Origin of the sequence: Qipengyuania gaetbuli, assembly GCF_020524765.1 — a bacterium.
Lineage (GTDB): Bacteria > Pseudomonadota > Alphaproteobacteria > Sphingomonadales > Sphingomonadaceae > Qipengyuania > Qipengyuania gaetbuli_A.
Genome location: NZ_JAIVLR010000001.1, coordinates 1131958 through 1146820 on the forward strand (window position 1 = coordinate 1131958; position 14863 = coordinate 1146820).

11 protein-coding genes and 1 tRNA gene are annotated in these 14863 nt (G+C 65.8%); 6 read left to right on the top strand and 6 right to left on the bottom strand.

What is annotated here, in order from left to right; translation table 11 throughout:
• The first annotated feature begins 190 nt into the window (after window positions 1–190).
• A complete protein-coding gene (locus LC083_RS05750) occupies window positions 191–2965 on the top strand; it encodes a phosphoenolpyruvate carboxylase (RefSeq protein ID WP_226699561.1) in 2775 nt (924 codons plus the stop codon).
• A gap of 3 nt (window positions 2966–2968) precedes the next feature.
• Here LC083_RS05750 and LC083_RS05755 read toward each other — a convergent pair whose 3' ends face one another.
• The gene (locus LC083_RS05755; protein WP_226699562.1) at window positions 2969–4564 is read right to left on the bottom strand and encodes a hypothetical protein; all 1596 of its coding nucleotides are present in this window, start codon (window positions 4562–4564) and stop codon (window positions 2969–2971) included.
• Window positions 4565–4665: 101 nt separating this feature from the next.
• Here LC083_RS05755 and LC083_RS05760 point away from each other — a divergent pair, with 101 nt between their 5' ends.
• Window positions 4666–6063 carry a patatin-like phospholipase family protein gene (locus tag LC083_RS05760; protein ID WP_226699563.1) on the top strand — a complete coding sequence of 466 codons (1398 nt, stop codon included), beginning with the start codon at window positions 4666–4668 and terminating at the stop codon, window positions 6061–6063.
• An 84-nt stretch (window positions 6064–6147) separates the two neighbouring features.
• Window positions 6148–6504, top strand: coding sequence for a response regulator (locus tag LC083_RS05765; protein ID WP_226699564.1), 357 nt, complete (start codon window positions 6148–6150; stop codon window positions 6502–6504).
• Window positions 6505–6510: 6 nt separating this feature from the next.
• On the opposite strand, the gene LC083_RS05770 is transcribed toward LC083_RS05765, so the two are convergent.
• Together LC083_RS05770 and LC083_RS05775 are read right to left on the bottom strand one after the other, a co-directional pair.
• Window positions 6511–9915, bottom strand: coding sequence for a CheR family methyltransferase (locus LC083_RS05770; protein ID WP_226699565.1), 3405 nt, complete (start codon window positions 9913–9915; stop codon window positions 6511–6513).
• A complete protein-coding gene (locus LC083_RS05775; protein WP_226699566.1) occupies window positions 9915–10472 on the bottom strand; it encodes a PAS domain-containing protein in 558 nt (185 codons plus the stop codon). Before LC083_RS05775 ends, LC083_RS05770 begins: the two co-directional genes overlap by 1 nt.
• A gap of 198 nt (window positions 10473–10670) precedes the next feature.
• On the opposite strand from LC083_RS05775, the gene LC083_RS05780 reads away from it, so the two are divergent.
• On the top strand, window positions 10671–11015 hold the full coding sequence (locus tag LC083_RS05780; RefSeq protein ID WP_226699567.1) for a hypothetical protein: 345 nt from the start codon (window positions 10671–10673) through the stop codon (window positions 11013–11015).
• A 132-nt stretch (window positions 11016–11147) separates the two neighbouring features.
• Here LC083_RS05780 and LC083_RS05785 read toward each other — a convergent pair whose 3' ends face one another.
• Entirely contained in the window at window positions 11148–11846 is a 699-nt protein-coding gene (locus LC083_RS05785; RefSeq protein WP_226699568.1) for an anti-sigma factor, read from the bottom strand.
• Window positions 11843–12286, bottom strand: a complete 444-nt coding sequence (locus tag LC083_RS05790) for an RNA polymerase sigma factor (protein ID WP_263611758.1) — start codon at window positions 12284–12286, stop codon at window positions 11843–11845. Before LC083_RS05790 ends, LC083_RS05785 begins: the two co-directional genes overlap by 4 nt.
• A 129-nt stretch (window positions 12287–12415) precedes the next feature.
• On the opposite strand from LC083_RS05790, the gene LC083_RS05795 reads away from it, so the two are divergent.
• Together LC083_RS05795 and LC083_RS05800 are read left to right on the top strand one after the other, a co-directional pair.
• Entirely contained in the window at window positions 12416–13636 is a 1221-nt protein-coding gene (locus LC083_RS05795) for a S8 family serine peptidase (RefSeq protein ID WP_226699569.1), read from the top strand.
• Window positions 13637–13740: 104 nt separating this feature from the next.
• Window positions 13741–14586, top strand: coding sequence for a hypothetical protein (locus tag LC083_RS05800; protein WP_226699570.1), 846 nt, complete (start codon window positions 13741–13743; stop codon window positions 14584–14586).
• A 114-nt stretch (window positions 14587–14700) separates the two neighbouring features.
• Here the strand turns inward: LC083_RS05800 and LC083_RS05805 are convergent.
• Window positions 14701–14787 (bottom strand) — tRNA-Leu (locus LC083_RS05805).
• Window positions 14788–14863: the final 76 nt, after the last annotated feature.

Here is a 14863-nt window from a genome sequence, read left to right on the forward strand (position 1 = left end):
AAGGTTGGCGCTTGCGGTTAACGTGCCGGAATGGGTGGAGAATGACGCGGCAGGTGTAAAGGGCGAAGCACCCGCTTGGCACATCTGCGCGAACGCAAACCTATTCATGCCGCCATTTGCCGCCTTCGCTTGACTCGGGAACCGCTTTGCCGCGCATTCGTGAGTTCGAAGACGACAGGAGAATTCGCGTTTGACTGACCTTGCCCCGCTATCCTTCGACCGGCTGGCCGACCGCCTGCGCGAATTGCACGCGCGCACGCAGGAAACGCCGCTGTTCAACCCGGTCTTCCAGCTGGCGCACGATATCTCGCGCACGCTGGAAGCGGGCGACGTGTCGCTGGAGGACGTGGCGCAGCTGGTGGGCGAGCTCGAAGCGGAATCGCTGGGCGCACGGGCCGAACGGCTGCGCTGCCTCGTCACGCCCGACGCTGCGACAAGCAGGCTCGACGGCTTTTGCAGCGACGCCGGCAGTTTCGAGGATTTCGCGGCGCACTGGGCCAATCCGCAGTTGCACGTCGTCTTTACCGCGCACCCGACCTTCCTGCTCTCGCCCGGCCAGACCCGCGCGGTGGCGCAGGCGGCAAGCACGGGCGGGTCCATCGAGGCAGCGGACGGGACGCGGACCGCGATCACGCTCGACTATGAACATGGCGAGGCGATGCAGGCGCTCGCCCATGCGCAGGATGCGCGCGACCGGCTCGTGTCCTCGCTGCTCGCCTGCGCAGCGAAGAAGTGGCCCGACCGCTGGCGCGAACTTGCGCCGCTCCCGTTCCGCTTCGCCAGCTGGGTCGGCTACGACATGGACGGGCGCACCGACATCAAGTGGTACACTTCGATCCGCTTCCGCCTTGCCGAAAAGGCCGAGCGGCTCGGCCGCTATGCCGACAGCCTTGCCGCCATCGATGCAGGCCACGGCCTGGTCGGCAAGCTGCGCGCAGCCCAAGCGCATACTGAGCGCAGCGCAGCGGATTTCGCCGGCGATCTCGGCAAGCCAGCGGACCTGTCTGCCGCCGCCAACCGCCTGACCGCGGGCGACCCCGACAAGCTGCTGAGCCTTGCGCCGGTCATCGCGCAGCTCGAGGACGAAGCCGCAGGGGCGGACGGCGACAAGGCCGTCGCATTGAAGACACTGGCCGCCGCGATGCGCGCCGATGGCCTCGGCATGGGGAATATCCATTTCCGCGTGAACGCCAAACAGCTCCACAACGCCATCCGCACGCGGATCGAGAATGGCGAGGAACTGGATATCGGCAGCCAGGGCGCACTGGGTGCGCTGCGCGACCTGCTGGCGGAGGCAAAGCCGCTGTCCGCCAATTTCGCCTCGCTCGCGATCGAAAGTTCGACCGCGGTGCGGCAGTTCCTCGCCATGGCGCAAATCCTCAAGCACGTGGACGCCGATGCGCCGATCCGCATGCTGGTCGCCGAATGCGAACAACCCGCTACCGTGCTGTCGGCGCTCTATTTCGCGCGGCTGTTCGGGATCGAGGACAAGGTCGATGTCTCGCCCCTGTTCGAGACGGAAAGCGCGCTGGAACATGGCGGCCGCTTCCTCGACGCGCTGCTCGCGGAGGAGGACTACCGCGCCTACGCCAGGAAGCGCGGGCGCGTGGCCATCCAGACCGGCTTTTCCGATGCCGGCCGGTTCGTCGGGCAGATCCCGGCCAGCCTTGCGATCGAGCGCCTGCAGGGCCGCCTTGCCGAAGCGATGGCCGCGAACGGGCTGACCGATGTCGCCGCGCTGGTGTTCAACACGCATGGCGAAGGCATGGGCCGCGGCGCGCATCCCGCGAGCTTCAAGGATCGGCTCGAATGGCCGCTCAGCCCCTGGGCGCGGCGGCGCTTTGCCCGCGCCGGCATCCGCATCGAACCCGAGGCGAGCTTCCAGGGGGGCGACGGCTACCTGTTCTTCTCGACGCCGGAGCTGGCGCTGGCGACCTTGTCCGAGATTGCCGAGCGGGCACCTGCCACCGCCGACCTCGAAGCTCCGGCGGATGCTTTCTACCGCCGGACCGATCTCAGCCTCGATTTCTACCGCGCGATCAAGGACCACCAGCAGGAACACCTCGAAAGCCGGACCTACAGCCGCGCGATCACGGCCTTCGGCCTTGGCCTGCTCAACACGACCGGCAGCCGCGTTTCGCGCCGCCAGAGCGACATCAATGCCGACCGCGAGATGAGCCTGCGCCAGATCCGCGCCATCCCGCACAACGCGATCCTCCAGCAACTGGGCTATCCGGTGAATATCATCGCCGGCGTCGGCAGCGCGGCGGAAAGCAATTACGAGGACATTGCCGAACTGCTGCGCGAAAGCCCGCGCGGGCGGCAGATCATGCGACTGGTGCGCGCCTCCAACGCGCTGGCCAGCATCAAGACGGTCGCCGCCTATGGCGAGCTGTTCAATTCCGCATACTGGGCCAGTCGCCCCTATCGCGGTACCGAAGACCACCTCGCCCGCGCCTGCGAAACGCTGGCGGAGTATCTCATCCAGGACGACCGCAACGGCGTCTTCCGCCGCCTCGCCTCGCGCCTGAGGGTCGATGCGCTGAAACTGCACCGCCTGTTCGACCTCGTGCCCGACGAGGAGCCGCATCCCGAACGCGAAGGCGTGCGCCGGACCATCGGCGTGCTGCAATCGCTGCGCCTTGCGTTGATGCAGCACATGTTCCTGAAAGTGGTGTCGGTGCCGGTCTTCAGCCGCTCCAACGACATCAGCCGGACCGACGTGCTGGAGATGGTGTTCACCCTGCGGGTGGACGAGGCCCTCGCCCAGCTACGCCGCGCCTATCCCACCAGCTTTCCGCAAAAGAGCGACTTCGCGATGGACGAGGGCGGGGAGTACCCGCGCGGCGCGGGCGAAGGCTACGATGCTATCCGCACGAATTACATCGACCCGATCGAGCAGGCGCACGGCCTCTCGCTGCGCATCTCGACCGCCATCGCGAACCTGTTCGGCGCGCACGGCTGATAGTCAGGCAAGGCCCCAGCGTTCAAGCGCGGGGGAGATGAACACCTCCGCGTCGGTGCCGAGCAATTCTGTGCGCGCAGCCCGATAGGCGGCAACACCGGGTCCGTACTGCGCAGCGATTGCGCTTGCATCCATCTGCGCATCCTTGCCCCAGTGCATGGAGAAAGGGATGCCCGCCTTGCCGAGCAGGTACTGGAGGCGTTGCGCCGCTACGTGGGCATCGGTTCCGAGCGGGAAATTCTTGGGCAGGCCGTCGATGTTGATGATGGCATTGTCCTCGAACCGCAGGAAACCCATCGCCGCCGGGCTCTTCTTCGCAAAGCGCACGGTGTAGACGAAGTCCTTGCTGAAATGGCGGATGTTCTCTTCGGTCCCCGCAGCCATCTCGCGCGCGATTCTCAAGGCCTCAGGCAGGCGGTCCAGCGGCACGGCGAAGGCCGCGTTGTAGACGTCGACTCGCAGGCCGAAAAGCCGGTGCGGCTTCCATTCGGCGGTCAGCTGGGACAGCGTGCGCGGCACGTCTCGCTCGTCGCAGGCGTGCTCCTTGAAATCCTCGAACAGCATGCCCGGCACATCGATCAGATCGCGCAGCTTGGCCTCGATCATGAAGGGCGCAAGCGGGTTCTCGCTCGCTTCCTTCAATCCCTTGGCCGCGCGCTCGCCCAGCGCCTCGAAGCCGGTGCGGCTGACCGGTTCCGCATCGAGTGCGGGCTTGGCCTCGGCATCGATCCTGAGCCAGATCGTCTCGAGCACCTCGTGTCCGTCCTTGGCGAAGGGATCGAAGGTGAGCTCGTAATAATGCGGCACGCGGCCTTCCGCGATATCGCCCATGGCTTCGGCAAAGCGCCCCTGTGCCACCAGCGCGCCCCAGTCGGCGGGCAGGCGGCGGGCGCGCTTGACGAGGCCGCAGTAGAATTCGTCCACCGCCTCGATGAGATAGGCGGAGACGAAACCCATGCCTCCGAGATGGACCTGCGCTGCAGCGAAGTGCGCCGGATCGCCGAGGCTGGCGAACTGCGCCACCCATTCGTCGCGCAATACCGGCCGCGCAGGATCCGCCAGCCACACCGCCTCGCCCTTGCCCGTCGAAAGCAGGACGGCGCGCACATGACCCTCGCAGCCCGTCTCGCCCAGCGTCGAGCCGTGCGATCCGGTGCCGACCAGCCCGGCGATGCTCTGCCCCTTGTGCGAGCCGGCCGTGCGCAGCGACAGGTCGCGGCCGGGCTTGCCGAGCCAGTCCATCAAGCGGAAAATCTTGGTTCCGCCGGTGACGATGACATAGCGCTGCCGCCCTTCGACCCCGTCGCGGAAAGCGCTGTCGGGAACCGGCCAGATGCCATGATCCTCGTCGGTTTCGACATGGCTGGAAAAGCCGTGGAAGACCTTGCTCTGCGACCAGCCGGAGCCGGTCACGCACAATTCGCGGTCGCGCTCCGCCTCGTAGGCGATGAGGTCGCCCATCACCGCGCGCCGCTGGCGCAAGGCGCTGACCAATTCCTGCTCGCCGTTCTGGTGGACCTCCACGGTGCGGCGCATGAAAGTGGCGATCGAGCGGTGCTCGTTCAGCCACGGTCCGCCGCCCTTGCGTTCGATGCGCATCGCCTGCCCCCTCCCGATGTCGGCCCTCTCCAATAGAGTTGTAACCCGCGGGCCTATTGGTAAAAACCGACCGCGCGGGCCAGCCAAGGGGGGATGTGCCGATGCTGGAAAACCTTGTCTACCTCGTCATCGGCTTCTGCCTGCCCTTCGTCATCTTCTTCGTCGGCCGCAAGCTGCTGAACTGGGGCGCGCACGATGTGCCCTGCTCGCACTTCCACGACCACGTCCACGATGCCGCCCCCAGCCGCTTCGTGCGCGATATCCAGCGCGATGCACCCGTCTCGCACGATCACCTGTTCGACGAGAACGATCATGAACCCGATCCGCTGGGCCGCGAGCTGGAAAAGCTGGTCGAGGAATGCGCACTGCACGGCCATTCGGCCGGCGAGCTGAAGCTGGCGCACGATCCGGCCAAGCCCGAGAAAGCACATGGCGAAAAAGTCCTGATGCTGTCGGGCGGCGGACAGTGGGGTGCCTATGGAGCAGGCCTGTTCCGCACACTGCACGATGCCAGCGGCAACGACCTCGCCATGCGCGGGGTGCGTATCATCACGGGCATTTCGACCGGATCGCTACAGACCCTGCTGCTGATGGTGGCGCTCGACGAAAAGGCCCGGCCCGAGACGCGCCGCTACGCGATGGAACGGCTCGAATGGGGCTATTCGCCGAAGAAGGAGAGCGAGGTCGTGCTCAACACCGGCCTCAAGATGCTCCCCTTTCGCGGCGCCCAGGCCGGGACTGCGCCGCTGCGCCGCCGGATCCGCGACGCGATCTACGAGAATGGCGACGGCACGCTGCTCGATGCGCTGCGCCAGTCGAGCATCGCGGGCTATATCGGCTTCGTCGAGGCGAATTGCGGCCAGTTCCACTATGTCGACGTGCGCGGCCTCGTCCGCGACGAGCCGGACAACGAGAAAGCCGTCGATGCCCTGTGCGCGGCGGCGATGGCCTCGTCCGCCATGCCGGTGTTCCACCAGCAGCTGCGCGTCACCAGGTCGAGCAAGGGATCGCGCGTGCTGTACGATGGCGGCGTGCGCCGCTCGGTCTTCTTCGAACGCTCGATGGAGCGGATGCACGATCATGTGTGCAAGCACGCCGGCCTGCCCGAAGACCATCATCCGGCAGGTGCGGACCGCGCCGCAGTGACACCCGCCTTCTTCGTGGTGCGCAACGGGCCGACCGTGCGCATCGCCGACCCCGATCTCGACAGCAAGGATGACCCCATCCTCAACGGCAAGCGCGGTTACGACCTGCTCGTCAACGAAAGCGAGGTCGGCGCGATCGCGGGCCTGCGCCTGCTCAACCCCTATGGCGACATCTACGTCACCACGGCCGACCAGTGGGACAGCTTCGAATGCACCTGCCCCGAGGCGGACTGCAAGAAGGAGGGGGAGATGTTCAAGCCCGGCTTCATGGCCTGCCTGCGCGATCTGGGCCGGCACAAGGCGCAGCGCACCGGCGGCCCGTGGTGGCCGCTCAGCCCGATCGACGCACGCTAGGAACGGCGCGCAGATTCTGCGCCTGGGTGCGAAACCAAATGGCGATTGGCGAATTCCTCCTCTCAAGAAGGGAAAATTTCACTCGTGTCGCCATGTAGCAAGGTCCTGATCGTCGATGACGAGGCATTGATCGCCTTCGATTTCGAGATGACTCTGGAATCGGCGGGCTATGACGTGATGGGCCCCGCGACCTCGCTCGACGAGGCGTTTTCCATGGTCGGCAACGAAATGCCGCGCGCAGCCATTCTCGACATCGACGTGAACCAGCACCCGGTCTGGCCGCTGGCCCGCCAGCTGCGCAGCAACGGCACCTATATCGTCTTCGTCAGCGCGAATTTGCACCACGAGGAACTGAGCAGCGAATTCGAGCAGGAAAAACGGCTCGACAAGCCGGTGAGCGGCAAGGATTTGCTTGCCGCTCTGCGCCCCGCCTTCGCCTGAAGCCGCTTAGCTGTCGATCGGGAAGGTCAGGCTGCGCCGGTAGCCGGTCGCCACCGCTTCGCCCGTGATCGTGCCCGATAGCTGGCGGGTCGTAACCTCGAGCAGGCGGGTGCCGAAACCGGCTCCTGCACCGTCATCAGTGACCGAGCAGCATTCCTCCCAGTCGATCCGCAGGTCGTTGCCGACCTTGTCCCAGCGAACGTCAAGCGATCCGTCGTGGTCACGCAGCCCGCCGTGTTTCGTCGCATTGGTCGCCCACTCGTGCAAGATCAGTGCGATCGATGTCAGCTTCGCGGTCGACACTTCGACCTCCGGGCCATCGAAGGTGATTTTCTGCCGGGCATGCGAAGGGGCAAGGACCGTATCGAGCAATTCGCGCAGGGTGACCGAAGATCCATCCGTATGCCGCGAGGTTAGCGAGTGCGAGCGGCCGAGCGCATGGATCCGGTCGCGCAGGTCCTCTGCAAAGCTGTCGAGATCGCTCGCCTCACGGCGCGAGATTGACACCATGGCCGCGATGATCGCGAACAGGTTCTTCACGCGGTGGTTCATCTCGCGCAGCAGGATTTCGCGCTGGGCCAGTGTCTCGCGTTCGCTGGTGATGTCGTAGGTGACGCCAATGAACTTGGCCCCATCGCTGCTCATGATACGGCGGCCGAGGCCGTGCAGGTAGCGCGTGCCACCGTTCTTGAGCGGCAGCGAGAATACCTCGTCGTAATCGCTTTCCCCGTCCATCGCGCGGCGCAGCGCGTTGTTGACCTGGTCGCGGTCTTCGGGCGGCAGGCGGGCAAGGATGGGCTCCATCGTATTGCCCTCGTCCTCGTCGAGATCGAGCAGCTCGCGCTCGGTCTTGTCGAGGACCGTCTTGTCCGAAGCGGGCTCGTATTCCCAGATGCCGATCTTGGCGACTTCCAGCGCCAAGCGCAGGCGTTCCCGCTCCTCGCGCAGATCGAGCTCCATCGAAAGGGCTTCGGTCACATCGGTGAAGACGACAGTCGCTCCGTCGATCGTGCCGTCCATCTGTCGATAGGGAATGACCCGGGCGATGTATTCGCGCGACTTTTCTTTCGTGGTGGCACGATATTCGTCTGTCAGCCCCTGTTCTGCCGCAGCGCGGGTGAGCGCGACGAAATTGTCTTCGGCCAGACTGTTGGGCAACTGATCGAGAGGGCGACCCAGATCGCGTTCGTCGATCCCGAATATCGCCTTCACTGCATCGGTGAAGCTGCGCAGGTTGAGTTTCTCGTCCACCACCAGGACCATCAGCTGCGTGGAATCGACGAAGTTCTTGAGGTCGGCATTGGCGACGGTGACCTGGTCGACCTTGGTCTTGAGTTCGTCATTGACCGTCGTCAGCTCCTCGTTGGTGGACTGGAGCTCCTCGTTCATCGACATCATTTCTTCGTTGGAGCTCTTCAGCTCCTCGTTGGTCGTTTCGAGCTCCTCGACCGTCGAGCGCAGGCGATGGCGCGTGGCTTGCAGCTCTTCCTCAAGGAACTGCAGCTGGCCGTCGCCGACCTCGAATTCGTCCAGCTCCTCGTCCGTGAACGGCTCCAGCGCGCCGGTCTCGCGGATGACGATCAGGTAGCCGCCCGGCGCCACCGGTTCCACCAGCACCGATGCGGTAATCCGCCCGAATTCGGTACTGATCGCAAGGTCCCGCTTGATGATCCGGCCTTGCCCCTCCGACACCTGGCGCAGCATCGGGCCGATGATCTCGCGCAGGCCCGGCCGGGCGAGCGTGGGAACGTGCACCGTGCGTTCGAGCCGGTCGGGGAATTCGAGATAGCGTCCGGCCGCTCCCCATTTCTGCAGCAGCGTGCCTTCGCCATCGACCAGGAAGGTTACCGGCGCATAGCGTTCGGCGATGCGCCGCAGCGCCGCCACTTCGGCCGAGCCCGACTGGATCGCGGTGCCACCTGCCATGCTGCTTTCGCGGCGGCGGACATAGGTCGGGGACTGGCCCCGCCCCATCTGCAAATTGTAGTTGCTCTTGACGTTCCTGCGCCGGAACAGCCGCGCTCCTTGGTTGAGCGTTTCGAACAGGTCCTCGAACCGGCCGATACCTTCCGATGTCCCGAGGAAGAGGTAGCCGCTGTCGCGCAGGGAAAAATGGAACAGCGGCAGGACGTGGCGCTGCAGGTCTTCGTCGAAATAGATGAGGAGGTTGCGGCAGGAAATGAGGTCCACCTTGGAGAAGGGCGGATCGCTCACGACGTTGTGCAGGCTGAAGCGGACCAGGTCGCGGATTTGCGGAGTGACGGAAAAGGTGTCCGTTCCGCCGATGACATAGCGGTGCTGGTACTCGCTTGGAATATCGACCAGCGCGGACACCGGATAAGTCGCATTGCGCGCGATATCGAGCATCTTGTCGTCGATATCGGTGGCGAAGATCTGCAGGTAGGGGCGCTTCTCGTACCGTCGCATCGCTTCGGCAAAGAGCATGGCGATGGAATAGGCTTCTTCGCCGCTGGAACAGCCCGGCACCCAGACACGCAGTTCCTGCCCGTCGCGCGACTTGCGCACCAGTTCGGAAATCACGCTTTCGTTGAGCGACTGGAAATCGTCCGCGTCCCGGAAGAACTGCGTGACGTTTATAAGCAGGTCCTGGAACAGCGCCTGGCATTCGTCGGCATCGCTGCGCATCCGCGCCACATATTCGCCCGCGTCCTCGATCGAGAGGACCTGCATCCGGCGTGCCACGCGTCGCACCAGCGTCGAGCGCTTGTAGCGCGAAAAGTCATGCCCGACGGTCTCGCGCAGCACCTCGCACAATTCGTCCAGCCGGTCGGCGACCTCGCGAGCCTCGTCCCGCAATCCGTCGTCAGGGGTGCGGGAAAAGAACTCCCCCACCGCTTCGATGATTGCCGAGGGAGGGGCAACGATATCGACAAGGCCGGTCCCGATGGCCGACACCGGCATCCCGTCGTAGCGGGCCGTCACGGGATCCTGAGCCACTGCCAGCCCGCCGTTTTCCTTGATCGCGCGCAAGCCCCGACTGCCGTCGGCACCGGTCCCCGACAGGATGACGCAGGCGGCCTTGTGCTGCCGGTCCTGGGCGAGGCTGTCGAAGAAATCGTCGATCGGCCGGCGCTGGCCGCGCGGGTCGGCAAATTCGGTCAGTTCAAGCGTATTGTCGTGGATCGCCAGCCCGTGCGCGGGCGGAATCACGTAAATATGATCGGGTTCGAGCGCCTCGCCGCCTTCCGCCTGCGTCACTTTCATCTGTGTATAGCGCTCGATCAACTGCGCCATCAACGATTCATGCGTCGGATCGAGATGCTGGACGACGACGAAGGACATTCCGGTGCTCTCGGTTTGCCCGGCAAACAGTTCACGCAAAGCTTCGAGACCGCCGGCAGATGCGCCGATGGCCACGACCGGGGGCAGACTGTCCTTCTCTTCGCTCATCAGTCCCCCTTCAGCCCCGACACCCGCAATTTCGCGATGATCGAGTGGCTGGATGCCAGCTGCTCGTAAGTACCGAGCATGACGATCCCCATCTCGCCGGCAATCGAACCGAGCTGGCGAATATCCTGTTTCAGTGCCGTTTCGTAGATCTGCAGGGCTTCTTCGCCGTGCCTTCTGATTTCGAACTGCGACCCGAATATGTAAGCGATTTCATTATTGTATTGCAACTTGGTCATGTAGACGAGGTTGAGGAAGGGCGAACCGTCGGCCCTGACATTGGGCACGAGGAACTTGCCGTCCTCTATCCTGTCATTGGCGATGAAATCGCGCATGCGTTGGCGAACCGGACCGGCTCCGCCTGCCGGTTGCAGGAACCGGCAATTGCGTCCCAGGCACATCTCCGGTCCGTATTGGGTCACCTGGCAGAAGGCTTCGTTGACTCCGATGAGCGGCGCGTCGGGCAGGCGCACGTCGGCCAGCGTCAGCGGCACCTTGCTGCGCTGCATCAGGTCACCGAACCCGGGCGCGGGTTCGCTGTCTTCCTTCCACCAGTACATAGAGCGACTCGCTCCCTCCCCCATGGCCTTCCGGCCAACCTCGAAGAGTATGCAAAGCACCGCAATTTCACAAGAAATCTCGCCGATGCCTCCGCGCTCTGCGAAAAAATCGCCGGCCGATGGATTAAGCGCGCGCCGGCATCCGTTTCCCTTTCAAGCGACCGGCATGGCCGGGCGCGCCAAAAGGAGAAACGACACATGACCAAGCTTGCCACCCTGCCGCTGTTCGCCCTCGGCCTCGCTACTGCCGCGACCGCCGCCGTGCCGATGCTGCACGAGGAACAGGTCGCCCGCGCCGAGGAAGCGCTGATCATCACCACGCCGATCGCCGGGATCGAGAACAGCCTGTGGTTCGATTACCGCATCGACATCACCGAGGCGCAGAAGGAGCTCACCAGCGATCTGCGCCGCGCCAGCGACATCGAGGACCGCCGCGATGCGTGGGAGGAATACGCCCACGAACTGAAGCACGAGCGGATCGACTATATCGAAGAAATGGCCGAGCGCGGGTACCGCATGGGCCAAGTCATCTTCGTCGACTGACCGAATGAAACGTCCCGGGCCGCGCCAGTCCCTCGGCGCGGCCACCCCCCGAAGGAAGGACCGGAAGACCCGCCGGTCCTTCCTTTTTTCGTGCGTGGAATGTGGCCGGGCGAAAGCCTGCCAGCCAGTAGCTTAGCGCCAGCCCTGCTCGCGGGCGGCTTGCTCGCCCTGTGCATCGAGCGCCGGACCCGCTGCCATCTCCTGTGCCAGGGCCAGGATCTCGGCATCGCCCGCACCGGCCATACGGTAATCGGTCGAGGCGCCTTCGCTGCCCTCGCCAAGTGCCTCCAGCTTCCAACCGGCCTCGTCGCGGCAGGCAATACCGCCGCCCGCGCTGCCACTGAACGCGCGGCAATAGCGGCCTTCCTCGCTACGGAACGACAGGAGCACGCGGGTCTCGTCTCCCGGCGACTGGTCGGCGACCAGCCGGTCGTCGAGCACGCCTGCAAGCTGGGTGTCGGCATAGGCCGGACCTTCGCCGCCCTGGCCCGGCAGGAAGACCGCAAGCGCCAGCGATGCGGCCAGCGCCGGTCCGGCGATCCAGCCCCAGTGCGGCAAGCGCCGCTTGCTCTCGCGCCGCTCGCGGGCCGCGGCAAAATCGACCACCTCGGCCGGTTGCGGCCGGGACAGCATGGCGGCCAGCCGGTCGGGCACGGGCTGGTCGAGGACCGGCGAATAATGGCCGGACAGCATGCTCTTAAGCGATTTGTGCCGCTCCACCTGCTGCGCCAGTCCGGGATCCGCCGCGATTGCGGCGGCGATCTGCGCCTCCCGCTCGCCCGACAGTTCGCCATCGGCAAACGCGGCGATGTCTTCAGGGGTTATCGTCACGATGCTTCTCCGAGCATTGCCATCAACGCGTCGCGGCCGCGCACAAGGCGGGAATTGAGAGTGCCGACCGGGCAGCCGACAATTTCGGCCGCCTCCTTGTAGGCATAGCCTTCGACCATCACGAGCAGCACGGCCTCGCGCTGGTCTTCCGGCAGTTTCTGCATGGCGCGATCGACGTTGGACAGTTCGACCGCGGCTTCCTGCGCACCGTCGCCGCCGACACCCACACCGGCCTCCTCGGCCACGAAGGTCTGCAGGCTGCGCGTCGTCTTGCGGCCCTCGTCGATCCAGATATTGCGCATGATCCGATACATCCAGCTGTCGAGCCGCGTGCCTTCTTCCCAGCGGGACCGGTTGGCCAGCGCGCGCTCGATGGTCATCTGGCAGAGATCGTCACCGTCGGACGGATTGCCGGACAGCCCGATTGCGAAACGGCGCAACCGGGGCAACAGGGCCAGCAAGTCTTTCTCGAACGATGTGTTCAGCGTCTCTGCCTTCCAGGGATTAAACGGACGAGCGCGTGCGTTTCATCCATGCTTAATGCGTTTTAGTCGAAGAACGAGAGTACGATGCGAGTTTTTTCCCTGCTTTGCGCCGCACTGGCGCTGGTTACCGCGCCGCTTGCCGCACAGGTCGCGCTGCCGCGTGTCCAGCTGCCGCAGGTGGGACCGGTGGTGGGCGAGACGCTCGACACGCTCGACGAAACGCGCGCCGGAGTGCAGCGCACGGTGGAACGTCTCGCCCGCGACCGCCTGCGCACGATAGACCGGCTGGTGCGCCGCAACGCCGATGCGATCGAGTACGATGCGGCAGGCGCACCCGCGCGGCGCGGCGAGCTGCTGGTGATGGACGTTTCCGCCGACACCTTGGCCCCTGCGCTGGAGGCAGGCTTCACCCTCCTCTCGCGCGAAGAGGTCGAGGGGCTGGATATCTCGCTCATGCGGCTCGGCGTGCCCGAGGGGATGGACCTTGCAGAAGCGCAAGCGGCGCTGGCCCTGCTACTGCCGCAGGCGCAGGTGAGCGCGGACAATCTCCACTTCCAGTCGGGCACCGCCAATGGCGCGGTGCTGGCCATCTCGGCGCAAGGTAGCGCGGGCAGCGCAGCGCCGGTGGGCATGATCGACGGCGCGCCCGGGCCTGCGGTAAAGGTCACGGAGACGCGCGGCTTTGCCGCTGGTGCGCCCTTCCCGAGCCACCACGGCAGCTCGGTCGCATCGCTGCTCGCCCATGCAGGCGCGGGCACCATCCGTGTGGCGGACGTGTACGGAACCGACAAGGCGGGCGGCAATGCGCTCGCCATGGCGAAGGGGCTGGGCTGGCTGGTCGCGCGCGGCAGCAAGGTCGTGACGATCAGCCTCGTGGGGCCGCGCAACGCGGTGCTCGAACGGGCGATCGGCGCGGCCCAGCGCAAGGGCGTGGTGGTGGTCGCGGCGGTCGGAAATGACGGCCCAGCCGCCCCGCCTGCCTATCCGGCATCCTATGACGGCGTGGTTGCCGTGACGGCGGTCGACGGCAAGCGCCGCGCGCTGATCGAGGCGGGCCGCGCGCTCCATCTCGACTATGCTGCGCCGGGCGCGGACATCTATGGCCGCAATGCCAAGGGCAGGCGCATCGGCCTGCGCGGTACGTCCTTTGCCACGCCGCTGGTCGCTGCCCGCCTGGCGCGGGCCTTGGCGCAGGGCCGCAACTGGCGCGCCGCACTCGATGCAGAGGCCGTGGACCTCGGGCGCAAGGGCCATGACGACACCTATGGCAGGGGCCTTGTCTGCGGCGGCTGCACCGGACGCTGAAATTTTTTTCGCGCTTTTATGGATTAAGCGCCGCAGCCCACCCGTTTTCCTTTCGAGCGGATGCACCGACCCCCTTCGCATCCGCAGATCGAAAGGAACTGACGATGAAGAACCTCATGCTTGCCGCTTCGGCACTCACCCTGTTTGCAGCCCCTGCCCATGCCCAGCTGCTGGGCGGCGGCGGCCTGTCGGGCGTCACTGGATCGCTCAATGGCACGGTCAATTCGACCCTGCGCGCACCGACCGAAACGCTGCGTTCGACCACCCGCGGCACGCTGCGCGGCGATGCCGCCACGCGCGGCAACCAGAATGTCGACCGCAAGAACGGCAGCGTCGCGATCGACCGCAGCGTCGACACCAGCCTCGATGCCACCACCAGCCAGCTGCTCGGCACGCCGGCAGGCGAGGCTTCGGGCAATGCTTCGGGCTCTGCCAATGCCTCGGGCTCGGGCAGCGCCAATGCGCAGCTGATCGGCACTGATGCCGTGACCGGCGCAGTCCAGGGCACCGCCGCCCGGGCGCGTGAGACTGCCTCGAGCGTCCGCAATATCGCCACCCCCGCCGTGGGTTCGGCCCGCGACCGCCTGTCGGGAGCAACGGCACAGGCCGGCAGCCTCGCCGGTTCGGCAAGCGGCGCGGCGCAGGGCGCGGGCATGATCGATAACGGCGTGCTGGCCCTTGCCGGTAGCGGCGCAGCGCAGGGCGAAGGCGCCTTCGCTGTCGCGCCGGGCATGCCGGTCCAGCTGCCTTCGGGCGAACAGCTCGGCACCGTGCGCGACATCGTCGCCACGCGCAGCGGCGAGATCCGCCAGCTGGTCGTCGACACCAAGGACGGCCTGACCACCCTTCCCGCCGGCAGCCTAACGGCCAGCGGCACCGCGCTCATCGCGGGCCAGGCCAGCGGCTCGGCATCCAACGAGGCTCCCGCCGAGGCGAGCGGCACCGAATAAGCCGCCGTCACGGTGAAACGAAGGCCGGGTTGCCCATGCGGGTGGCCCGGCCTTTTCGCATGGCCCGCGCATGCGCAGGCTGCGGTATCGTCGATTTGCAGGGAAAGGGACTGATGGTGCGGTCGAGAAGACTCGAACTTCCACGGGCGTTAGCCCACAACGACCTCAACGTTGCGCGTCTACCAGTTCCGCCACGACCGCACACAGTCTGAAATCGGTAGCGAATCCCTCGAGGGGGAAACAGGTGCTACCGCCGGTAGGAGCGCGCCCCTAGCAG